Source organism: Streptomyces sp. NPDC032126 (assembly GCF_055580085.1).
This window is the reverse complement of record NZ_JBVIMA010000014.1, coordinates 63993-86306: the sequence shown is the minus strand read 5'-3', so window position 1 is coordinate 86306 and position 22314 is coordinate 63993. Positions and strand designations below refer to the sequence as shown.

The window sequence follows — 22314 nt, the reverse complement described above, 5'->3', positions numbered from 1 at the left end:
GGTGCTACGGCTGGCTTCATGAGGAGCGCCGGATCTCCGCCGGCCCTGGGAGAAGCCCACCACCTCCGACCGACTCGCCGCAGCCCGGGCCCGCCGCGGGGTCAGGAACATCCGCACCCACCTCGCCTGCCCGGCCCGTGGCGCTGGCCCTGGACGGTCACCCGGCGCCAAGAACAAACACCGGACACCCCGCTACGACGTCGGCAAGACCGTCAAACGCCCCGAGACCCTCAAGGCCATCGGCGAACCTGGAAGATCTTGGTGGATCAGGCTGAGCTCAGCTTGATCTTTACCGGCACGGTGGGAGTTCTTGCGCAGTCAACAGGCCTCGAACAGTGCCGAGGGCGTTCTTCGGCGCAGGTGAGCTGATCAACGATGACACTGCATCCCACCCAGGTGGACCCGCACTCCTCGACCATGCTCCGGGCGGCCGCAGCCTGGCTACCGGTCTCAATCCAGTCATCAACCAGCAGCACATGGTCTCCCGGTGCAAGCGACGATCGCTGGAGACGCAGCGTGTGACGTAGGCGTCGGTAGTCGGCAGACGACTGACGCACGACTTTGTCGCCTGGGAAGAGGCCCTCGCCCTTGCGGATGGGAACGAAACCGACGCCGAGCTCGACGGCCGCGGCACCGCCCAGAATGAATCCCCGCGACTCGATCCCGCAGACTGCCGTGATCTGCTCCTCCCGGAACGGTTCGACGAGAGCGGCGACCACCGCGGCCAGTGCCTCGGCATCCCGAAAGATCGCCCACACGTCCGCGTGACCACCGATCCACCGGAAGTGTTCAAGCACCAGCTCACGTGCAGTCGAAGGCATGGGCGGAAGTCTTCCGATCGCCGACCAACGCAGCAAACCATTAACGACCACACCGGCATCCTGCGCGAATGCCGTGCCGTCCTCGTCCTGGATGTCGGAGGCGGACCCGGTGTGCGTGGCGGTGGGAGGGGGCGGTTCTATTCGGGGTCGAGGACGGCCTGGATGGCCGGGGCCAGGCCTTCTTCGATCTCGTCGGGTGTCAGGGTGGTCACTGCCGGGAGGCGCAGCAGGTAGCGGGTGAGTCCGAGGCCGAGGAGTTGCGCGGAGACGAGGCCCGCGCGTTGTGCGGCGGCTTGTGGGCCCAGGGCGGCGGCGAGCGTGGGGGCGACCTGCGCCGCGAAGATCTCGTGCATCCGCTCCGCGGCCTGTTCGTTGGTGACCGCCGACCGCATGAGGACGAGCAGCGCGTCGTCGGCCGGGTCGCCCTCCCAGCGTTGGAGGAAGTGCCGCACCAGTGTGTGGGCGAGCTTGTCGGCCGGGACGCCCGTGAGGTCGGGCAGGCGCAGGTCGATGGCGAGTGTCGCGTCGAAGAGCTGGGCCTTGTTTCCGAAGTAGCGCATGACCATCGACGGGTCGATGCCGGCGTCGGAGGCTACGGCTCGGATGGTGGTGCGCTCGTAGCCGTGGGCTGCGAAGCGTTCGCGTGCGGCGCGCAGGATCGCGGCCTTGGTGCGGTCCGAACGCCTGTCGGCACTGGTGGTCTCGCTGGTTTGCCTCATGCCAACGACTGTAGGCCAACGCATGTTGACTTTCCAGTGCGACGGCGCGCATCATGTCAACGAACGTTGGCCAACAGGTGTTGGCAAACAGTTGTTGACTCGCCGTTCTGGAGGAAAACGACCATGAACACCACCGCACTGCCTGCCCGTACGGAGGTCGCCATCGTGGGCGGCGGCCCGACCGGACTCGCGCTCGCCGTCACGCTCGCTTCGGCAGGCATCGACTTCGTCGTCCTGGACCGGCTGGCCGAGGGTGCGAACACCTCGCGTGCCGCCGTCGTCCATGCCCGCACCCTGGAGGTCCTGGACGAGCTGGGGGCGTCCGAGGAGCTCATCGGGCGAGGCATCCAGGTCACCCGGTTCGCCGTCCGCGACGGCGCCCGCCGACTGCTGACCGTGCCGTTCGAACAGCTGCCCACGTCTCACCCCTACACACTGATGGTTCCGCAGTACGAGACCGAGAGCGTGCTCCTGGACCGGCTGCGCGCGCTCGGCGGCGACGTGCACCGCCCCTACGAAGTCGCCTCCGTCATCCAGGACGAGGACGGCGTGACACTCACCATGACGACCGGCCAGACACTGCGCGCCACGTACGCAGTCGGCGCCGACGGCATGCACAGCACCGTGCGCGCGGCGGCGGGCATCGGGTTCACCGGCAGCGCCTACGCCGAGTCCTTCGTACTCGCCGACGTCCTGATGGACTGGTCCCCGGGCCCCGCCGAGGTCTCGCTCACCTTCGGCACCGCGGGTCTCACCGTCGTCGCCCCGCTCCCCGGCGGCCACTACCGCATCGTCGCCACCGTGGACGACGCGCCTGCCACACCGGACCTCGCCTTCGTCCAGCGCCTGCTCGACGAGCGTGCCCCCGGCCAGGCCAAGGTCACCGGCCTGGCATGGTCGTCACGGTTCCGGGTGCACCACCGGGTCGCCGACCGCTACCGGGCGGGGCGGCTGCTGCTGGCCGGCGACGCCGCTCATGTCCACAGCCCCGCCGGCGGCCAGGGAATGAACACGGGCATCCAGGACGGCTATGCCCTCGGCCGGGCGCTGGCATCCGGGCGGCTCGACGGCTACGAGGCGCAGCGCCGCCCGGTGGCCCAGCGGGTGGTCGCCTTCACCCACCGGATGACCCGCGTCGCCACCACGCGCAACCCGATGGCTCGCGGAGCGCGCAACATCGCGCTTCCCCTGCTCGGCCACACGGCGATGCCGAAGAAGCTGGCCACCGAGCTCGCCGAGCTCAACTACCGATAGGGCACACGGTGTTCAGCGCTCTCTCAGGTTGTCGTCTCCTGGAAGGCCAGCACGTGGTGGCCGGTGTCCCAGAGCAGGGTCAGCAGCGCGCGCACCGAGGCCTGGTCGACGTTGTCGACGATCAGTACGGTGTCGTCCGCGCCCGGTGTCGACACGTGATCGAACCGGGTGCGGACCACGTCGAGCACGGTGCGGGAGATCGGTGCGCGCAGCGTCAGCTCGTAGCGGGGAGGGGCCATGCGTCCAGGGGACCCGCCGCCGGGGTGGCCGCGCACCACCCGATGGGAGAAGCACCCGGGGTGGGGTCAGATCAAGCCGAGTTCGCGTCCCACTGCCACGGCGTCGTGCCGGGAGGCAACGTCGAGCTTGCGGTACAGGCTCTTGTTGTACGCCTTGACCGTGTTGATGGACAGGAACATCGCGGCTGCGATCTCCCGCTGGGTGGCCGACCCCTGCAGAGCCCGCAGGATCGACAGTTCGCGGTCGGTCAGTTCCTCCGCGAGCACACCGGAGCGTACGGCGGTACGGGAGCCGACGCGGCCCAGCCGCGCCTCGCTCTCCTCGAGCCGCCGCTTCGCGTAAAGGCTCACCGGCTCCTCGTCCACCACCTCGCGGGCCCGGGCCAGTGCGGCGCGGGCGGCGGGCCGGTCGCCGCGGGCGAGTTCGGCGTCGGCGAGGTACAGCAGGCCGAGGAACAGCGTCGTCGGCCGCGGGTGGAGTTCTGCGAGGACGACGGCACGGCGCAGCAGGACCGCGGCCTCCTCCACGTCGGCGTTCAGGTAACGCCGCCGGCCGGCGGCGATGCGCAGCGCGGCGAGCCCTGGCGTGCTGGCCTGCCTCCCGTCACGCTCGACGGAGTCGGCTGTCGGACCGGCCTCGCGCAGCACCCGGCCGCACTCTCCGTCGCGGCCGGCCTCGACAAGGCTGACCGCCAGCATGCCCGCTACGGCCATGACGGTCCACAGGGGCCAGGAGCCGCGGTGGCGGTGCTGCCACACGTCGAGCAGCAGGGCCGCGGCCTCCTCGAAACGGCCGTCGCGAGCCAGCACGCCACCGAGTGTCGCAGGGACGTGGGGGTGCGCAGGGACACCGTCGGCGGTTTCCAGTTCGAGAGCCTCCCGCGCCAGGGCCACGGATTGCGCCGCCTCGGCATCCGACATGCCGAAGCCCGCGCGCACGGTGAGCACGGCAGCGCGGAAGCTGTGCCAACCGGACAGGACGGTGTCCGGGGCTTCCTGCGCCTCGCAGACGTCCAGCCAGTGGTTGACCCGGTCCTGGTCGCCGCAGAGCGCCGCCGCGAAGGCCAGCGAGTAGGCCAGCTGCGGGCCCACCGTTCGCTGGGGCAGCCGCTCACCGAACTGCAGGTAGGTCGCCGCGGACCCGCGGCGGAAGAACCAGCTCTCCGCGGTGCGCAGCATCAGCTCGGCGGCCTCTTCGTCGCGGCCGGCCCGCAGCAGGTGGTGCACCGCGTCGTCGATGCGCTCCTGGTCGGCGAACCAGGCCGCGGCCTGGCCCAGGACCTCCCTCGAGTCCGCCGTGGACTCACGTCCCAGAACCTCCCGGAGCAGAGGATGACACCGATACCACTGCTGCTCGTCGTCCAGGGCGGCCACGAACAGGTCGGCCCTGACCAGGTCGGCCAGCACCCCGGCCGATCCGGTCACCTGCAGTGCGGCGTCGCACAGCGGACCGGAGAGCCGTTCGAGCGGCGCGGCCCGCACGAGCAGGTCGCGATGGCTCGGCGCGAGGCCCGGCAGCACCTCCGCGGCGAAGTAGTCCAGCAGATGCCGGTCGTCGGCGTGGGCCTTCGCCGGGTCCGCACGCAGCGCGAGAGCGGCCAGCTGCAGGCCAGCCGCCCACCCCTCCGTCCGCTCCCACACTGCTGCCGCGACCGCCTCGTCGAGGTCGTGCCCCGACACCCCAGCCACCAGGGCCGCCGCCTCCGTGGGCGAGAACCGCAACTGTGTCGCCCGCAGCTCGGTCAGGTCGCCGCGGGCCCGCAGTCGTGCGATCGGCAGCGGCGGGTCCGTGCGCGAGGCGATCACGATCCGCAACGCGGCGGGCAGGTATGCCACGAGGTACTCGACCGCCTCATGGATCCGCCGGTCGGCGAGCAGGTGGTAGTCGTCCAGGACCAGTACGTGCGGCACCGCGGTCGCCGCCAGCTCGTTCAGCAGCATCGGCAGCGCGAGATCGACCGGAGAGACACCCGCCGCGCCCAGCGCCTGCAGCGGACCCCTGCTGATCGCGTCGCCGACGTTGTGCAGCGCGGTGAGTACATAACTCCAGAACCGCACTGGTTCGTCGTCGCTCTCGTCGAGCGAGACCCACGCGATGCGCCGCTTCTCCTCGGGGTCCGCCGCCCAGCCGCTGAGCAGACTCGTCTTGCCCCAGCCGGCGGGCGCCACCACCACCGTCAGACGGGTTTCCGTCAGACGCAACTGCCGCTGCAGGCGTTCACGCGGGACCGCGCCGACCCGCGTCGGCGGGATCATCTGCTTCACGGCCAGCAGCGGCCGCCTGGGTATGTCCGACGTCACGACGCTCCCGACCTTCCGCCCGGCACCGCAACCCGACGCCGATTCTGCCAGCCCCACCACCCCGGGTACATCTCGCGGCGGGGTGGTGCGCCGACACCCTGTCCGGCGCGAGTCTCCTGGCACATCCCGGGGCCGCGCGACAGGAGAGACGCAATGGCCACTGACACCGTCACAGACGAACCACCGGAGATCGCCTTCACCCGCAGGGACGCGCTGAAACTGGCCGGTCTCGGCATCGGCTCGGTAGCCACCGTCGGTGTGGGTTTCGGCGGGCTCCGGGCCATCACCAACGGCGCCTTCAGCGCCGGATCCGGCGACCCGTACGACCTCTGGCACGACTGGAGCTCGATGTCCGGCATCGAGCAGGTGGTCACTGCCGGCGTCCTGGCCTGCAACCCGCACAACACCCAGCCCTGGCGCATCCACGTCGCCGGACACACCATCGACGTGCACTCCGACCCGAGCCGGCGTACGCCGCTCAACGACGCCAGTGGACGCGAGCACTTCGCCGGGCTCGGCTGCGCCGTGGAGAACATGGTGATCGCCGCCGGACCGGCCGGATTCACCACGAAGGTCGTCCTCTTCCCGGACGGCATCGCCTCGGAGCACGTCGCGCGGATCGTGCTGCGGGACAGCGGCACCGGACGGGACCACGACCTCGCCGCCGCGATCCCGCACCGGCACACCAACCGCGGCCCGTACACATCCGAACCCGTCGACCTCAGCGGGTTCACCGAGCAGAGCTCTCGCGTCGACGGGGCGAGCGTGCTGTGGATCACCGACAGGGCGGCGCGTGAGCACCTGGGACAGCTCTACGTCGAGGCCACCGAGGCGATCACCGCCGACACCGCCCAGTCGACCGAGGCGTTCACCTGGTTCCGCAGCTCGCGCCGCAGCATCGACCAGCACCGCGACGGCCTCACCCTCGACGGTCAGGGCCTTGGCGGGCTGACCCTGTTCGCCGCGAAACTCCTGCCGGCGCAGTCCCGCAAGGACGGCGACGCCTACTGGGTCAAGGCCACCCGCGAGGTGCACACCGCGACCGCCGCCGCCTACGGCGTCATCACGGTCGACGACGTCACCGACCGAACCGCCCAGGTCAACGGCGGCCGGCTACTGGCCCGGATACACCTGACCGCCACCGCACTCGGCCTCGGCCTGCACCACATGAACCAGATCACCGAACGCATCGACCGCGACACCGCGGCCGGCAACCCCGACGTCTTCTCCGCCCGCTGGGCCGCCCTCCTCGGCCGCCCCGCCTCGACCGGCCTGCTCTCCTTCCGCATCGGCCACCCCGAGCGCACACCGGGCCTCAGCCCGCGCCGCAGCCTCGACGACGTCGTGACGACGCCGTGACCAGCTGACCCCGGCAGGGGCGGCCGACCCTGATCGCCGCCCGTCCACCAGTTCCGTTCTGCCCCCCGTTTCGTTCACAGGAGGTACCCCCATGCCCGGCTCCCCCGTTCCGCACCAGGCCGCAGGGCCGGTGCGCGCAGTACGCACCGGCCCCGTTCTGGCCGTGACCTGCCTGGCCCTGGCGACGGTCGTGTCGGCGATGGCATCGCTGAGCGTGGCGTTGCCCAACATCGCCCAGGAGACACACGCCAACCAGACCCAGCTGTCGTGGATCATCGACTCCTACAGCCTGATCTTCGCCTCGTTCCTGCTGCTCGCAGCGACCCTCGGCGACCGCTTCGGCCGCCGCAGGGCCCTGCTCGGCGGTGTCGGACTGTTCGCGGGCGTGTCGCTGGCCGCGACCTTCACGACCGAGCCGGCCGTCCTGATCGCCCTGCGTGCGGTACTCGGTGTGGCCGCCGCCTTCGTCATGCCCGCCACGCTGTCCACGATCACCAGCACATTCCCGCGCGGCCAGCAGGCGCGTGCCATCAGCATCTGGGCGGCGGTCGCGGGTGCCAGCGCCGCGCTGGGGCTGTTCGCCTCCGGAGCGCTGCTCGAAGTGTGGTCGTGGCGATCGGTGTTCTGGCTGAACACGGTGATGGCCGGGGTGGCGTTCGTCGGCACCCACGTCTTCGTGCCGGAGTCCGCGCAGCCGGGCAGGAAGCGTGTGGACGTGACCGGAGCGGTTCTCACCGTGGCGGGACTGGGGGCACTGGTCTACTCGGTCATCGAGGCACCCGAGCACGGCTGGGTCAGCACCCGCACCCTGACCGGGATCGCCCTCGGGCTGGTCGTCCTGGCCGCCTTCGTCGCCTGGGAGCTGAGGCACCCGCATCCCCTGCTCGACCCGCGGCTGTTCCGCCACAAGGCGTTCGCGGCCGGATCGATCTCCACCACACTGCAGTTCTTCGCCTTCTTCGGGTTCATCTTCGTCACCATGCAGTACCTGCAGCTGGTGCGCGGCGACAGTGCCCTGATGGCCGCGGTGAGTGTGCTGCCCATGTCCGCGGCGATGATCCCCAGCGCCCGTCTCAGCCCGCGCCTGGTCGCCCGGCGAGGCGCCCGCGGCCCCTGGACCATCGGCCTCCTCCTGGTCACCACCGGCCTGGTCGTGCTGGCCCAGCTCGACGCCGGCAGTTCGTACTGGCTGGTCGTCGGCGGACTCGTGCCGCTCGGCGCGGGTATGGGCCTGGCCACGACGCCGGCCACCGCGGCGATCACCGACGCCCTGCCGCCACGCCTGCAGAACGTGGGATCCGCCGTGAACGACCTGTCCCGGGAACTCGGCGGCGCCCTGGGCATCGCCGTTCTCGGCAGCCTCATGAGTGCCCGGTACCGCGATGAGCTCGACACCGACGGGCTCCCCGCCCCGGTCGCCCACGGGGCACGCTCCTCCCTCGCCGCCGCCAACCACATAGGCCACGCCACGGGCAATCCCGCACTGATCGAACGGGCCCGCGACGCCTTCGCCTCCGGAATGCAGCTCGCACTTATAAGCGCCGCCGCAACCACCGTCCTGGCCGCCGTGGTCGTCACGCTCCTGCTGCGCGGGGCCGGCAAGCCCGGCACGGCCGCCGTGGAGACACAGACCGGCGGCGCGGAGCGGGACACGGCGCGGGTGACGGCGTAGCAGCGGCCGACTGCCGGACACATCCACCACGACGGGCGGCGCGAGGGACCACGATCCGTCCCGCGCGCCGTACCGGGAAGGGAACCGACATGGCGACGCTGCGCACCCAGACGGCGCACCAACCCGGCCCTGAGCGGTTGCCGGAGCCTCTGGAAGCCCTCACTCGGGCCTTCGCCCTCCTCGGCACACGCGGCACCGGGCTCGTCATCACGGCCCTGGCCAAGGGCCCGGCCGACCTCCACCTCATTCATGAGCGCGTCCCCGGCCTCAGCGAGGGTCTGCTCACCCGTCGACATCGGGAGATGACCGCCCTCGGCCTCGTGGCCCGAACCGCCCACCCGGGCACCCCCACACCTACCGTCTACACGCTCGCCGCTGACGGCAAGGCACTCCTCATTCCCCTGGCCGCCCTGACCGTGTGGGCACAGGACCACCTCCCCGCGAGGGCCTCTGCGGAAGCGCGGCCTTCGCAACGCGACCTGGCGGGGGACGGGCCGCGCTGGCCCGAGCGGTCGCACGACGGCCAGGGGTGACAGCGCCTCGTCGTAAGCGCCGGCGACATCCACAGAATCGGAAGGAAAGATGAGCGCACACGAAAATGTCGACCTGGGTCATACGGTCGCCGGCTGGACCGGAACAGGCGTCGCACTGGTCGGCTTCTGCGTCGCAGGTCTCGGAGTCATCGCAGTGTCCGCGGCCTTGGTGATGTCCGGCGTCGCAGTGATCGCCCTGGCCGCCGTCATCACCTGGCTTCTCCACCTGGCGGGCTGGGGGAAGCCCAGCGGCCCCCGCGCGACTGACCAGTGGGACTGGCGGGTGAAGGACCTCGACGCCCGGCGGGGGCACCCGGACTGCCAGGGGTGCCGCACGGCCGGAAGGCGAGTCGAGGCCGTGGCGAAGAGCGCACAGCCGACGTCCGCGGCGGCCAGCGTGCCGCCGCCGCGCCAGAGCCCGCACAGCTCGGGCATCCAGGCAGCGGGGACTGTGGAGGAGGGGCGGACGCTCCTCTAGCGGCCGCGCCGCCAACTGCCCGTCGGAAAGCGTCTTTGGAACGCAAACAGAAAGCGACAGAAGCGAAGGAGAGGCCTGCAATGGCTGCGCAGAACACACCTGACGGCGTATGCGCCCGAGAGGACGGCGTAGTGGCCGCCGCGGACGGCCTCGCGGCCAACCGGGCCCTCTGGGACCACCTCGCCGAATTCCACGGAACCGACCCTGAGGACCGGTCGTACGACGTGCAGGCATTCCTCGCCGGCGGGCAGACGCTGCGCGAGATCGAGCGGGAACTCGCGGGCGACGTGGCCGGCAAGGATCTCCTCCACCTGCAATGCCACTTCGGTATGGACACCCTGAACTGGGCGCGCCTGGGCGCACGCGTCACCGGCGTGGACTTCTCCTCAAAGGCGATAGCACGGGCACGGGCCCTGGCGGAACAGGCCCGTCTCGCCGCGGAGTTCGTGGAAGCGGACACCCAGCGTCTCCCCGGCGCTCTGGCAGGCAGGTTCGACCTGGTCGTCGCCACCTACGGGGTCCTGTTGTGGATCGGGGACCTTGGCGCCTGGATGGGCGGTGTGGCGACAGCGCTGCGGCCGGGCGGCCGACTGATTCTCGTGGACCTTCACCCCGTCTTCCAGACGGTGCTCACGTTCGACCCGTTCGTCGCCGACTGGCCCTACGGTGGCGGCGCACCGCAGCACGACGCGATGACGGGCACGTATGCCCACGCCGACGCTCTCGTCGAGCCAAGGAAGTCCACCCAGTATCCGTATTCGGTCGGCGAGATCGTGACGGCGGCCGCTTCGGCGGGCTTGGTCGTGGAGCGCCTCGGCGAGTACACCGAAACCGAGACCGACGGGCGTCACATCCTGCCGCAGGGCCGGGACGGCCTGTACCGGTTCCCGTTCAGCGACACCTATCTGCCCATCCTGTACTCGCTCAGCGCAGTACTCCCGGCACCAGTGGTCTGACGTCGCACGCACCCCCGTCCTGGGCCCCGACCCACCCCCACATCCTCCGTAGCCGTCAGGCCCTGGAGGCGGTCTTGGCCGCATCAGGCACACCAAGCCGCAGACCGGGCCGCAGGCTGCGGCGTGGTGCACCAGACTCACTCCTGGCGGTCTTGGTTCCGGTGGACTCGGTGGACAGCGCGGTCTGGAGAGCACGCAGCTTCACGCCAAGACATCCGTCCGCGCCGCCGACCTCTTAGGTGAGTGACACTGTTCGGAACGTCGTTCGACCCGTTTGCAGGGCCTATGCGAAGTCGGCGTACGCGAGGTGGGCTGCGCAGACCCGGCACCGGAAGAGATACGCTGTCGCCTCGCCGTCCTTGTCCAGCGAGCCGAGGAAGTGCTCAACCTGCTCCGACGGCCAGCCCCAGCCGTTGGCCTCCTGCCGCAGCATCTCCAGCGCGTCGGGGTGAAGGGTTTCGCGGGCGGCCGGCGGGGTGGGCCCGGCGAGCGCGCGGCGCGGGGGGAGGTTCCAGCGGGCCGCGCCGAGGTCGTCCTCGCAGTGGGTCTAGAAGGAGCGGACGGCGGAGACGGCGCGGCCGCGGGAGGCGGCGGCGAGGTGGCTGCCGTCGAGGGCGGTGAGTCGCGACGCCCAGTCCTGGATGTGCAGGAGCTCGAAGTTGCAGACTCCTCAAGGAAGCGGATCGCCGAGCGGGCGAAGGTCACAGAGGAGGAGAAGTTCGAGTACCCCGCACCACGACGACGACTGGCACAGCCACTTCGCCGGGCAGATGCAGCCCTCGGCTGGTCGCTGCGCGGCACGGCCTTCGCCGCATTCTCCACGCACCCGGACTTCCGGCCGTAATGTCCCGCCCGGAGGTCGCCCGGCGTCCTGCCAACAACATCGCGCATGCGCCAAGCCAGCGGCGCCCGGCTGCCGCCCGGGGCATCGCGGGCGGCGACGAAGTCCTCCGGCCGTAGCCCGTACAGCTCATCGGCGACGCCGTCGTAGCCCACGCGTGTGCCCGCTCCCGCAGGAGTCCCTGATCCCAGCATGCTCCCGCCCGCCACGGCAGGCCCACATGGCACCCGGTTTGACTTACCACCCGTACGGGTGGACCGCGCCCCGATCACCGGGCGGCCCGGGCGCCTTCCCGCTACGAAGATCACGACCTGTCTGTGATCTCCGAAGGGGGTACTTCCGTGCGCTCCACCCGCATTGCCCGCGCGGCCGCCGTCCTGTCCGCCCTCGCCGCCCTGCTCGCCCCCGCCACCACCGCGCACGCCGCCGATCCCGGCGACACCGTCGCCCTGCCCGTCCGCGACGCCCTCGCAGCGCTTCCCGTTACCGATGAGGACCGCACGGGCTACAGCCGCGACAAGTTCCGCCACTGGATCGACGCCGACCGCGATGGCTGCAACACCCGCGCCGAAGTCCTCATCGCAGAGGCCGTCACCGCGCCCGAGCAAGGCTCCGGCTGTCTGCTGACCGGAGGCTCCTGGTACTCCCCGTATGACGACCGGTACATCGACGGGCCGCGAGGCCTCGACATCGACCATCTCGTCCCGCTCGCCGAGGCCTGGGACTCCGGCGCCTCTGCCTGGACCGCCAAGGAACGCGAGGCCTACGCCAACGACCTCGGTGACCCGCGGGCCCTGATCGCGGTCTCCGCAACCTCCAACCGGTCCAAGGCCGACCAGGACCCCGCCACCTGGCAGCCCCCGGCCGCCGGCTACCGCTGCACCTACGTCACCGACTGGATCGCCGACAAGACCCGCTGGGGCCTCACCGTCGACCCCGCAGAACAGGACGCCCTCGCCGGCGCTCTCGAGGGCTGCCCGAACGTTCCCATCGAGGTCACCCTCGCACGCTGACCAGGCGTCCTGCCCAGCATCACGAGGAAGCGCCGGCCCGGACAGCAACCCCCGGGCCCGTGTTTGGGCGCAGGTGGCCGGTGGGACGGTCCCAGTCGTGAGGTCTTGGGTTCCTAGAACGGGGGATCTTCGCTCCGGTCGGTGGTCGGGGGCTGTGGCGGGCGGGTTTTGTCCTGGTGAAGGACGGCTATGGCTTCGTTGATGTGGTCGAGGTCAATGAGGTACCCGGCCAGATCGTGGCTGTTTGCGGGGGAGTGGGGGCGCAGGACGGCGACGGCTTCCTCGGTGCGTCCGGCGTCGGCGAGCAGCTCGGCGATGTGCGGTGCCGCGTACCAGGTGCGGCCCTCGGGGTGGGAGCGGGCCTGTTCCATCGCTTCGTCAACCCCGTTGCGGGCGGCCATGAGTGGAAGCCGTATCCGGAACAGGTCCCAGTCCTCCCGGCCGCCGCGGGTGGCGGCGAGGGCGTCGAGGTGCGCCAGGCCGTCCTCGGGGCGGCCCTGGTCGAGGTACAGGTCGGACAGAGTGTGGAGGATCCAGTCGTCGCCGTTGCGGGCGTCGGCCTGGTGGCGCATGACCTCGATCGCATCGTTCCCTCGGCCGTGCCGGGCCAGCAGTTGCGCGAGCCGGACGGCCGAGTTGGGGTCGCAGGCGGCAGATGCGTCAGCCTGCCGGTATGCCGCGATCGCCCCTTCCGTGTCGCCGCGTTGCTCCAGCAGTTCCGCGAGGCGATGCGCAGCGTGCCCCAGCCCCTCGGCTGCTGCGTAGGCGCGCAGTTCCTCGGTCCGGTCGTGCCGGGCCAGCAGATCGGCCAGTTGGTCCCGGCCGTTGACCGAGGTGACCTTGCGGGTGCGGAGCAGGCCGATTGCTTCGTCGACGCGGCGCTGGCGCTCGCGGATCGAGGCGAGCAAGCCGATCGCCGTGTCGGGGGCGAGGCCGCGACAGCACCACGGAGCGTCACAACGGTGTTCGTCGGGGACCCGAGCGGCGAGCAGCGCTGCGGCTTCCTCATCAAGGCCGGCTGCCTCCGCGACGGAGACCAGGGCCGCAGCGAGGAACCATTCGTCGATGTGCGGCCGCAGCAGAGTGAATGCCTCGTCGCTGCGGCCGTGCCGGGCGATCAATCGCGCATAGAACTCCAGCGCCAACGGGTGCCCGACCTCCATGCGTGTTCGGGTCAGCACGATCGCCTCGTCGGCCCGCCCCCAGCTCTCCAACAGTTCCGCCGTGCTCCTGGTCGCCGTCCACCAGCCCGTAGCCAGATACGGGGCGAGTATCTCCAGCGCCTCAGCCTGCCGGCCCTGAGCACCGAGCAGCCGCGCCCACTCCCGCGCACAGAACCACTCCCCGTGGCCAGCCCAGAACTCCACCTTCTCGGGATGGCCGAGTTCGAGAAGCCGGGAGACCAGATGCGGCGGGATGCAGCCGGACTGCGTCCGGGCCCGATAGTCAAGATCAGCAGCGTCCACAGCGACCTACCGTAGCCCCTCCCTCTGACACCACCTCCAGCCCCGAACATCGGCTGTGCGGAGGCGCCAGCGGGCGAGGTCTGCGACGGAGCGTCAACGACTGTCGGAGGCGGGGCTCCTCCCTATTGAGGCCCGGACACCACCGCTTTGCCCGGGCGCTCGGCACGGTGTCGCTCTACGTGCTTCAGCGGTTTGGTGTCTTTGTGCTGTGTCTCTGTCTGGGGCGCGGTCGTCGGCTCGGGCGTTTCGGGGCCGGCGTAGAAGACGGATGTGCCTTGCTTGGTGCGCTGGACCTCCCTTTTGGCCACGAGTCCCTCGAGCGTGACGCGGACGACCTTCGTGACGAACTGGCGCTCGGGGTGGGCAACATCTGAGAGCACCGCTGGTGGACCGAGGACGAGCTCTGGTCCACCGGCCGAAACCGTGTACCCCCGGGGACTCGCTGACCTGGTTGCTGCAGTTGCCCGGGGGGCGAACGCCGTATCAGCCGGTCGTCCTGACGGGCTGACGAGCCGGGCAGGCGCACCCGCGAAAATCCGCTGGGGCGGCCGATATGGTCCGCCACCAGCGCGGATACCTCCTGCGGGAGTGGATCCGGCAGGCCGAACAGGGCGCACTGAAGCCCGTGAAGAGTCTCCTCTGGAGTACCGGGGTCGTCGAAAGGCGTGTGAACCGGGTGAAAACGCTCAAGCGGGCTATGTGCGGCCGGGCTTCGTTCGAACTCCTCCGGACCCGCATCCTCGCCCAGCCCTGATCTTCTGGGAGTGCAGACAGATAACTGGTGGGATATCTACATTGCGGCCGTAGCGGGCAGACCCCGCGCCGCCCGCGCACGCGGACATCCGGGGGGAAACGTGGACGTGGTTACTGACCTCTTCGGAGTGTTGTCGGCAGTGGTGACGTGTGGTGATCCCTGCGGTAGGCCGGTGGTATGTGGTAGCCGGTACAACTTGCACCGTCTGCACAGCAGCCTCGGCTATCGCAGTCCCGCCGAATACGAGACCGCACTCGCAGTCTGACCACCACACCTATGGTGTCCGTCAAAGCGGAATAAGCTCACCCCTCGGTGCTCGTCGCGTATGCGGTTCAGTTCGGCCGGAGGTAGCGGCGGGCAATTGCCGTCCACTCCTCATCCGCCCGTCCGGGGACGAATCGACCGGCTGCCTCCCACTGCCGAACGAGTTCGGTGAAAATCGGTTCCAGGTCGGCACGCAGAACCGCTTCATTGCCTCTGCGCCACACACGGGTGACGGGCGTGAACCACATCGTCGTCGTGGCCCCGTCGGGCTCGAAGCCGCATGGGTCATCGGATTGGCCTGCGTAGGTCATGGTCTTCCTGTTCGCCGTCGGCTGCCCGCCGGTCAGCCCAGTGCCGTGGGCGGGCCAGGCCGTGCGGTGGGCGGTGTCCCGGCGGCTGTCGCGCCGGGACACCTCGGATGGGGGAACTGGGGCTGCTGGCCCCACGAGCTGGACTCGGCGTCGTGGCCAAAGCCACCAGCGGTCGACAACTGCGCCGGGGGCAGGCTGGAGAGACCGTCAGGTGAGCTGGCGGCCGAGTTCGTCCAGGGCGTGTGCGGTTGCGGAGAGGGGGTAGCGGGCGGCATTCGCGTATCCGGCCTGCCGCAGAGCGGGCAAAAGTCCGGGGGCGGTCCGCAGGCGCTCGATCTCGCGGGCGAGGGGAGCGGTGCGGGTGAAGTCGGTCGCCATCCCGGAGCTGGCCAAGGTCTCGGTGAGGCCCGGAACCCGCTGGTAGAGGACAGGCAGCCCGCAAGCCTGGGCTTCGAGGGTCACCAACCCCATGGTCTCCGGTGCGAGCGCCGGCTTCACGAGCACATCGTGCTCGGTGAAGGCCCGCCACAACTGTGGGCGGCGCAGCCAGCCGAGGTAGCGGATCCGCATCCCGGTGCGTTGCAGAAGCGGAGCCAGTGCCTGGAACTGGGTCTGGGGGGTGGCGACGCTCAGCTCGACACCGGGGATCGCGGCCAGGCTGACCAGGTGTGCGGCGCCCGTCTCGGCGGTCAGTCGTCCTGCGTACAGCAGTCGCAGATGGCTCGTTGGCGAACGGGGTGGCCTGGCAGGCGGAGCGGTCAGCAGGTGGTCAGGGATGCCCCACGGGATGTGAGTGATCTTGCGGCGGTCGATCGGGGCGAGCTTGAGCAGGAGGTCGGCCATCGCAGCGGTGGGCACCACGATGGCATCGGCGGCCCGTGCGGTCTCGCGCAGGATCTGCATCTGGTCGCGGTGGGCCCTGGCGCAGATCAGGTCGGTGCCGTGGACGAGGGCGATCCTCGGGTGCGCGGGCAGGGCCCTGATCAGGGCCGGGGTGGCGCCGAATGTGAGGTGCTGCAGGTGCAGGACGCCGATCCGGGCTGGGTCGAGTGCGGCCGTGAGGGCCCTGCGCAGGGCGAGGACGTAGCGGCCGAAGGACGGGCCGTGAAGGCACTTGCCTGCCACCGACAGCAGTTCCAGTCCTCCCGGGAGGCGCAAGCGTGGGTGGGTGGGAGCGAGCATGAAGGCACGGGCCGGAATGAGGGGGCTCTCGCCGGTGTAGAGGCTGAGGTAGCGTCCGACGCTGCCGCCGGGGCTGCCTGCGGGCAGGTCCATGAAGGTCGCGGCCAGCGGCCGGGACGGTGAGGGGGCAGTGGGGTTCACCGGGGGTCTCCTTGGATCTCCTCGTACAGGCCGTACGGCCGGTCCGGGGTCCCTGGGGCTGGCCCGGATTCATGCCGGGCGGGGCGGGTCTGATCGGTGTCCATGACGAACGCGATCTCTGGGAACGTCACAGTCATGACCTCGCTGGGGGTGGGTTGTCGCCCGCGGCGGTCTGGGCGGCGCGGCCGGCCAAGAGGTCTGCCCGCTCGGCATCGTCGAGGGTGTCGCTCTGTTTGAGCACTTTCAGGATCTGCCGCCGGAGCGTCAACTCCCGCTCCCGGCGTTGGGTGCAAGCGTCGTGGCGGCTGACTCGTCGGGTGCGGCCGGTGTGGGGGGTGTTGGTCCCGCAGGCAGGCATGCTGTGGCTAGGAGCACCGCGCTGAGGCCGTAGGCCCGACCGCCGGAGGAGAATGCCGGCACAGATTCCGAGGCGTTGTCCACGGCTGCCTCGTCGAACAGCGCCCTGGAGGTCAGGGCCGGATTGCTTTGCATCGCGCCATGCGTGAGCACGGTGCCCCACGGACCCTTGACGGCTTCCCCGGTGCAGAGAATGACTGCCGGGTCAGCATCGGCACGGTCGACCACGGCAGGGTGTTGGGGCCAGAAGGCCACCTGGTCGAGGAAGGCGGGGCTGATCGGGACGAGCGTCGTGTCACCCGTCTCGGCTTCCTGGGCCCGCTCGGCGTCTGATGCATAGAAGACAAGTCGTGCACCGCAGGCGGTGCCGCGGGGCCGCGGCGCAACCAGCCGGGGCCGGGGGTAGAGCGGCACGACGATCGCCCCGGCGCGCAGAGCACCGAAACAGAGGGCGGGAAAGGCCGGGACGTTGGGCAGTCTCATCCCCACGCGATCGCCGGGGCGCACGCCGTGGGCGAGCAGCCCGCCGGCCACCCGGGCACTGAGCTCGTCCAGCTCGGCATAGCTCAGGACACTCTCGTCGACGCGCACCGCCGGTCGCTGTGGGTGTCGTTCGGCCGCGTCCGCCAGGGTAGTGGCGAGATTGCTCACGTCAGGTCGCTTTCATGCATGCAGTTCTGATCTTTACGTGACGATCCTCGCAACAGGGACCTGCCGGACACCATGTCGTCATCGACACGGTTTTCTGTCCTCGTCGACAACGACCGCGCGGGGATTCAGTCGTTGGGGAGAAACCTGTCACTGACGCTGCCCTAGGCTCGGCCACGTCCACGTAACAGTGCCCAGACTCCTGGTGGCCGAGCTGGCCAAAATCCTGGCTCGGCAGGCTCGATGCCGTCGCCGCGGAGATGGTCGAACTGGCCTACGAGAACATTGAGTTCTACCGGACCATGGTGATGCGCCCGGAGGAACTGCGCAGCCCATGCGCCAAAACTCCCATGGCTCCATCAGCTACCTGGCCGACCCTGATGCCCCGTCGATCTAGCCCTGTCCGGGCCCGCAGGGGCAGGCGCCCCCGTCCTGCGAGCAGGCCGTGGCACGTCGAACCCGCTGGTGCTCACTGTCAGAGCATCGGCACGAACGGCCACGGCATGCTCGTGCTCCGGCCTCCCCCTCCTGGGGGCCGTGAGCGTCGCACCCCCGCCCGCGTGGACCGCGGGCGGGGCGCTTGCCGTGCCTGGAGTCGCGCGGTCCCACCACCCACCGTGTCGTCGGTCATCTGCAACGGCAGTGGCGCCGTCGGCGGCGCACCACCGCCCCTCAACCGATCACGGCACCGAACTTCGTGCCCCAGCATGCCTCCTGACGGGCCACCACGCGCTGCAACGGCAGGTGCACAGGGCCGGGAGAACCTGCCTCGATGTCGGTGATCAGCGCACGCAGCGCCGCACAGCCGCGCGGCACGGCAAGGGTGTGCTCCAGTTCGGCGAGGGTGCGAAGGGCACGGCGCCAGGCACGACCGCTGTGCCCGCTGCGGTGGTCGGCGAGCGCGGTGACGTAGCGGGCCAGAGTGCAGGCCCAGGTGTCGTCGCGGTGGCCGGGCCGGGCCAGCACCTGCCGTGCGGTGCGGCGTGCCGCATCTGGTGCGTACGCCGCTTGGGCCAGGGCCTGGGCGGCTACGCTCATGGCCGGCGCCGGGCCGCGCATCGCCTGGGCCGGAATGGTGCCAGCGGCCTCCTCGAAGTGCCCGGCGGCAGCCCTTGGATCGCCTTCACGCAGGGCGAGGACACCTTGTACATGGGCGACGTGGCCGACAAGGGCGTCATCGCCGGCCATGACGGCCGCCGGCCAGGTCCGGCCAAGCAGCGTGCGGGCGCCTTGCGGATCGTGGCTGGCCGTCAGCCACGCCGCGAGCCACCGGCCACGCAGGCCCGCCGTGCTGTCGGCCGGGCACTGGGGCAGCAGCCGCAGCAGGTGGTCGCGTCCCTCCTCGGCCCGGTCGTAGAGCACCCACCAGAACCAGAGACAGACAACCGTGTCCACAGCCAGTTCGGCCTGGTCGAAAGAGCTCGGCGCCTGGCGAAGGGCGGCGGTGAGCTCGTCCTGTTCCTCCTGCACCAGGCGCACGGCCTGGCTCTGGCGGCCCTCGGCCCACAGGCGCCCGGCCACCAGCGCCACCTGCCGGTCGTGCACGGCTCGGCGCTCCGCGACGACCTCCGCCTCGCCGGCCGCCCGCAGGCGTTCCGCCCCGAAGTCCCGCGCTGCCCGGGTCATCCGGTAGCGAGGCGGGCACAGCCCTCCGGGGTCACGCATCGGCTCCAGCACGCGGATGGCCGACAGCTGCGCCAGCAGGGACGGCACTTGGTGCGGCTGTACGCTTCCGCCGGCGCACAGGAACACGGCCGTGGACTCGTTGAAACCGCCGGCCAGGACACTGGCCCGGCCCCATACGATCCGCGCCTCGCGCTCGCACAGCGCGTAGCTCGCCCCGATCGTGTCCCGCACCGAACGGTGCCGCTGCAGGACGGGGTGCGGGCTGTGCAGCCAGCACTGGTGGTGCTCCAGGAGCTCAGAGAGTTCCTGTACCGTCCGATGCGCCACCTGCTCTGCGGCCAGCTCGATCGCGTGCGGAACCCCTTCCAGTGACCGGCAGATGGCCTCCACCGCCTGCAGGCCCGCCTTGTCGACCTGGAAGTCCTCCACCGCGACCCGGGCCCGGCTCAGAAACAGCGCCCCCGCCGCGCCGCCGCCGCGGGCGTCCGTGGCCAGTGGTTCCAGCGCCATGACCTGCTCCTCGCCCAGCCCCAATGCCCGGCGCGACGTCACGAGGACCCGCAGCCCCGGCACCCCCACCAGCAGACGCTGCACCAGCCCCATACACTCCCGGTGAACTGGGTCGACGTCATCCAGGAACAGCAGCAGGCCAGTCGCCGGCACATGCCGCAACAGGCCGGTGACGCCGGCTTCACCGCGGCGCGGGCGCCGGCCGGTCAGTGCCCGGCACACGGCGGCAGCCAGTCCTTCCGGTTCCCCGGGCCCGCTGTTACGCCAGCGCACGTGGACCACACGCCGCCACGGCCCCCGCATCCTCCGGGCGGCCACCGCGGCCAGCAGGCTCTTGCCGACACCGGCCCTGCCGGCCACCGTCACGAGGCGATGCCCAGTCAAGAACCTTTCAAGGAGAGCAGATTCCTGCTCCCGGCCGACCAGGTCATAAGCCGCCCGGACGCCGTCCGCAGGCGGCACGGCACGATGGCCGACACACTTCGACATGTTCATGGTCTTTCACACTTGTCAGAGATCAGTACGTGCTGACACCGCCAGCCCGGGGGTCGGCTGCCCCGAATGCAGAACCGTTACTTCTGAGGTGTCACGGGAACCTCAACGCGGCAGCCCACTGCCGGTGGCGATGTCGGCGGACCGTTCACGCGCCATGACGATGCCTCGAACGCCCGCCCGATTGCGTCCGCGGGCGCGGAACGCACCCGGCGCATGCGTCCCGCCTCCCGCGGGCCGGGGCCGTCCGGTTCCCTTACATAGTGGGGGCTTTTGGCGCACTCGCTGGACGTGGCTGTGTCGGCGGTGATGCCCTCTGGGACCAGGGCTTTAGAGGCCAGTGCCTGCCGACGGCCCGAAGTCAAAGCTCGCCGCCATCGGTTCGCCGACAGCCGGGTCGCCCGTAAGCGGGGGGCCCTTGGTGTCACGGGGCGTCATTGTGGATCCTCACCGCGCTGCGCAGGGTCATGTAGGGCTCCTGATCGGCGGGGAGCCCTTGTGCGATGGCGCGTTCGCGTTCCCATTCTGCATTGAGCTCGGCTCCCAGCAGAAGAGCGAGGTTGGCCAGCCAGACCCAGATGAGGAACGTGATGGCGGCCGCGAGACTTCCGTACACCCGGTTGTAGGAGGCGAAGTGCGCGGCGTAGTAGGCGAAGGCCGTGGAGGCGGCGCACCAGAGCGCGACCGCGACCAGGCCGCCGGGGGTGCCCCAGCGGAACGGCTGGCGGGCGTTGGGGGCGGCCCAGTACAGCAGGGCGATCAGGAGACCGGCCAGAAGCAGAAGGAGCGGCCATTTGCCCCACTGCCATGCGGTGACGGCGCTGTGTCCGGCGCCGACGCGGGCGGCCAGTCGTCCGCTGAGGACCACCACTGAGGCGACCGTGGTCACCATGAGGAGCGTCAGCACGGTCAGCCCGATGCGCAACGGAAGCAGGAGCCTGGTGGGGCGGCCCTCGGGGACGTCGTAGACGGCGTTCATGGCGCGGATGAACGCGGCGACGTAGCGAGAGGCCGCCCATATCAGGGTCAGCGTTCCGGCGATGCCCGCCGCCGTGTGCCGCCGCTCGACGGCCGCCAGTACGTGGGTGATCCAGGCGTGAGCGGGGCCCGGTGCGAAGTCGCTCACCTCACGCAGGAGCGGCTCGGTCAGGGAGGGGCCGATGGCGCCGAGCAGGGACGTCAGCACCAGGAGGGCCGGAAGAGAGGACAGGACGGCGTAGTAGGTCAACGCGGCAGCCCAGTCGCCCAGGTTGTCCTTGCGCAGTTCGGTCAGAAATCGACGCGCCATCCGGCGGCGCGAGCTGCTCCCGTGTCCTGGCCGGTCCTGCTGTTCGGTGTACGAGGCTGCCCCTGGGGCTGATTCCACAGCCGCGCCCCCTCCTCTCGTCTTCACTCGTCCTGGACTCGGTGTCACCCCGGGGGCGGGTTGGGCGGATCGTGCAGAAAGTCGGTGGTGGGTACGTGGAACAGGGCGCCGGTGACTGCGGTGGAGAAGTCGAGAATGCGGTCGTGGACGTGCGGGCGGTCACCGAGGAACATGTTCCGCAGCATGTGCTCGATCACCTCGGGGGTGCGCGCGTACGCGATGAAGTACGTGCCGAACTCCCTTTCCCCGACGCGACCGAAGGGCATGTTGTCCCGCACGATCTTGAGTTCGGTGCCGTCCGAGTCCGTGATCGTGTTGAGGGCGACGTGCGAGTCCGGCGGCTTGACCTCGTCGGGCAGTTCGACGTTGCTCAGCTTCGTCCGGCCGATGACCTTCTCCTGCTCTTCGGTGGTCAGCGCGTTCCAGGAGGTGAGGTCATGCACGTATTTCTGGACGACGACGTAGCTTCCGCCCGCGAACCGCGGGTCCTCCTCGCCGATGAAGACCGCGTCGGCGGCGCGTCGGCCCTCCGGGTTCTCGGTGCCGTCGACAAAGCCCAAAAGGTCGCGCTCGTCGAAGTACTTGAAGCCGTGCACCTCGTCCACCACCATCGCGGCGCCGTCCAGACGTGCGCAGATCAGCTGGGCCAGTTCGAAGCAGGGACCCATGTGACGGGCCCTGAGATGGAACAGCAGGTCGCCCGGGGTCGAGGGGGCATGGTGGCGGGTGCCGGTGAGCGGCATGAAGGGGTGGAGGTCGCGCGGACGTGGGCCGGTGAAAAGTCGGCTCCACGCGTCGGATCCGATGCCGACGACGCACGTGAGTTCGGTGTCCGGGGCGCGGAATGCCACGGTGCGCGTCAGTCCGGCGATGTCCTGGAGCAGGGCGTGCACGGTGTCCTCGCCGCCCGGAGTGAGGGTGCACACCAGGAACACGGCGGACTTCGCCGGCGGCATGATCACGGACTGCGGCTCGGCTACGGAGCCTGTCTCGTCCATCGTTTCGTGTTTC

The 22314-nt window shown here is 70.3% G+C and carries 20 protein-coding genes and 2 pseudogenes; 9 read left to right on the top strand and 13 right to left on the bottom strand.

Features of this window, described 5'->3' with window-relative positions; all coding sequences use genetic code 11:
* Positions 1–25: 25 nt before the first annotated feature.
* Positions 26–286, top strand: a pseudogene (locus tag ACZ5NW_RS35845) (NF041680 family putative transposase); the annotation flags it as partial.
* Here ACZ5NW_RS35845 and ACZ5NW_RS35840 read toward each other — a convergent pair.
* Together ACZ5NW_RS35840 and ACZ5NW_RS35835 are read right to left on the bottom strand one after the other, a co-directional pair.
* On the bottom strand, positions 267–821 hold the full coding sequence (locus ACZ5NW_RS35840; RefSeq protein ID WP_468748216.1) for a phosphoribosyltransferase family protein: 555 nt from the start codon (positions 819–821) through the stop codon (positions 267–269). The pseudogene ACZ5NW_RS35845 and the gene ACZ5NW_RS35840 sit on opposite strands and share 20 nt — an antisense overlap.
* A gap of 137 nt (positions 822–958) precedes the next feature.
* Positions 959–1540 (bottom strand): TetR/AcrR family transcriptional regulator, encoded by a 582-nt coding sequence (locus ACZ5NW_RS35835; RefSeq protein ID WP_468748215.1) that lies wholly within the window; start codon positions 1538–1540, stop codon positions 959–961.
* A gap of 123 nt (positions 1541–1663) precedes the next feature.
* Between ACZ5NW_RS35835 and ACZ5NW_RS35830 the strand changes: the two genes are divergently transcribed.
* Positions 1664–2794: an FAD-dependent oxidoreductase gene (locus tag ACZ5NW_RS35830; RefSeq protein WP_468748214.1), complete on the top strand. Its 1131-nt coding sequence runs from the start codon at positions 1664–1666 to the stop codon at positions 2792–2794.
* Between the two features lie 23 nt (positions 2795–2817).
* Here ACZ5NW_RS35830 and ACZ5NW_RS35825 read toward each other — a convergent pair whose 3' ends face one another.
* Together ACZ5NW_RS35825 and ACZ5NW_RS35820 are read right to left on the bottom strand one after the other, a co-directional pair.
* Positions 2818–3033 (bottom strand): hypothetical protein, encoded by a 216-nt coding sequence (locus ACZ5NW_RS35825; RefSeq protein WP_468748213.1) that lies wholly within the window; start codon positions 3031–3033, stop codon positions 2818–2820.
* A gap of 66 nt (positions 3034–3099) precedes the next feature.
* Positions 3100–5334 (bottom strand): helix-turn-helix transcriptional regulator, encoded by a 2235-nt coding sequence (locus ACZ5NW_RS35820; protein ID WP_468748212.1) that lies wholly within the window; start codon positions 5332–5334, stop codon positions 3100–3102.
* 153 nt (positions 5335–5487) lie between these two features.
* Here ACZ5NW_RS35820 and ACZ5NW_RS35815 point away from each other — a divergent pair, with 153 nt between their 5' ends.
* The 5 genes from ACZ5NW_RS35815 to ACZ5NW_RS35795 all read left to right on the top strand — a co-directional run bounded on the left by ACZ5NW_RS35815 (position 5488) and on the right by ACZ5NW_RS35795 (position 10332).
* A complete protein-coding gene (locus ACZ5NW_RS35815) occupies positions 5488–6693 on the top strand; it encodes an Acg family FMN-binding oxidoreductase (protein ID WP_468748211.1) in 1206 nt (401 codons plus the stop codon).
* 91 nt (positions 6694–6784) lie between these two features.
* On the top strand, positions 6785–8365 hold the full coding sequence (locus ACZ5NW_RS35810) for an MFS transporter (protein ID WP_468748210.1): 1581 nt from the start codon (positions 6785–6787) through the stop codon (positions 8363–8365).
* Positions 8366–8454: 89 nt separating this feature from the next.
* Positions 8455–8898, top strand: a complete 444-nt coding sequence (locus ACZ5NW_RS35805; protein WP_468748209.1) for a winged helix-turn-helix transcriptional regulator — start codon at positions 8455–8457, stop codon at positions 8896–8898.
* A 49-nt stretch (positions 8899–8947) separates the two neighbouring features.
* Positions 8948–9376 carry an HGxxPAAW family protein gene (locus ACZ5NW_RS35800; protein ID WP_468748208.1) on the top strand — a complete coding sequence of 143 codons (429 nt, stop codon included), beginning with the start codon at positions 8948–8950 and terminating at the stop codon, positions 9374–9376.
* An 80-nt stretch (positions 9377–9456) separates the two neighbouring features.
* Positions 9457–10332, top strand: coding sequence for a class I SAM-dependent methyltransferase (locus ACZ5NW_RS35795; protein WP_468748207.1), 876 nt, complete (start codon positions 9457–9459; stop codon positions 10330–10332).
* A gap of 283 nt (positions 10333–10615) precedes the next feature.
* Here ACZ5NW_RS35795 and ACZ5NW_RS35790 read toward each other — a convergent pair whose 3' ends face one another.
* On the bottom strand, positions 10616–10765 hold the full coding sequence (locus ACZ5NW_RS35790; protein ID WP_468748206.1) for a CbrC family protein: 150 nt from the start codon (positions 10763–10765) through the stop codon (positions 10616–10618).
* Between the two features lie 165 nt (positions 10766–10930).
* Between ACZ5NW_RS35790 and ACZ5NW_RS35785 the strand changes: the two genes are divergently transcribed.
* Both ACZ5NW_RS35785 and ACZ5NW_RS35780 read left to right on the top strand, forming a co-directional pair.
* Complete coding sequence (locus ACZ5NW_RS35785) at positions 10931–11176, top strand: hypothetical protein (protein ID WP_468748205.1); 246 nt, start codon at positions 10931–10933, stop codon at positions 11174–11176.
* A gap of 338 nt (positions 11177–11514) precedes the next feature.
* Positions 11515–12186, top strand: coding sequence for an HNH endonuclease family protein (locus tag ACZ5NW_RS35780; RefSeq protein WP_468748204.1), 672 nt, complete (start codon positions 11515–11517; stop codon positions 12184–12186).
* A 113-nt stretch (positions 12187–12299) separates the two neighbouring features.
* On the opposite strand, the gene ACZ5NW_RS35775 is transcribed toward ACZ5NW_RS35780, so the two are convergent.
* The 8 genes and pseudogenes from ACZ5NW_RS35775 to ACZ5NW_RS35740 all read right to left on the bottom strand — a co-directional run bounded on the left by ACZ5NW_RS35775 (position 12300) and on the right by ACZ5NW_RS35740 (position 22301).
* On the bottom strand, positions 12300–13652 hold the full coding sequence (locus tag ACZ5NW_RS35775; protein ID WP_468748203.1) for a tetratricopeptide repeat protein: 1353 nt from the start codon (positions 13650–13652) through the stop codon (positions 12300–12302).
* Between the two features lie 1086 nt (positions 13653–14738).
* Positions 14739–14981 (bottom strand): hypothetical protein, encoded by a 243-nt coding sequence (locus ACZ5NW_RS35770; RefSeq protein WP_468748202.1) that lies wholly within the window; start codon positions 14979–14981, stop codon positions 14739–14741.
* A 207-nt stretch (positions 14982–15188) separates the two neighbouring features.
* Positions 15189–16256, bottom strand: a complete 1068-nt coding sequence (locus ACZ5NW_RS35765) for a glycosyltransferase family 4 protein (RefSeq protein WP_468748230.1) — start codon at positions 16254–16256, stop codon at positions 15189–15191.
* A 312-nt stretch (positions 16257–16568) separates the two neighbouring features.
* A complete protein-coding gene (locus tag ACZ5NW_RS35760; RefSeq protein ID WP_468748201.1) occupies positions 16569–17312 on the bottom strand; it encodes an AMP-binding protein in 744 nt (247 codons plus the stop codon).
* A gap of 669 nt (positions 17313–17981) precedes the next feature.
* The gene (locus tag ACZ5NW_RS35755) at positions 17982–19940 is read right to left on the bottom strand and encodes an ATP-binding protein (RefSeq protein ID WP_468748200.1); all 1959 of its coding nucleotides are present in this window, start codon (positions 19938–19940) and stop codon (positions 17982–17984) included.
* 326 nt (positions 19941–20266) lie between these two features.
* Positions 20267–20353 (bottom strand): annotated as a pseudogene (locus tag ACZ5NW_RS35750) (helix-turn-helix domain-containing protein); the annotation flags it as partial.
* An 8-nt stretch (positions 20354–20361) separates the two neighbouring features.
* Positions 20362–21225, bottom strand: coding sequence for a YihY/virulence factor BrkB family protein (locus tag ACZ5NW_RS35745; protein ID WP_468748199.1), 864 nt, complete (start codon positions 21223–21225; stop codon positions 20362–20364).
* Positions 21226–21347: 122 nt separating this feature from the next.
* On the bottom strand, positions 21348–22301 hold the full coding sequence (locus ACZ5NW_RS35740; RefSeq protein ID WP_468748198.1) for a Dyp-type peroxidase: 954 nt from the start codon (positions 22299–22301) through the stop codon (positions 21348–21350).
* Positions 22302–22314: the final 13 nt, after the last annotated feature.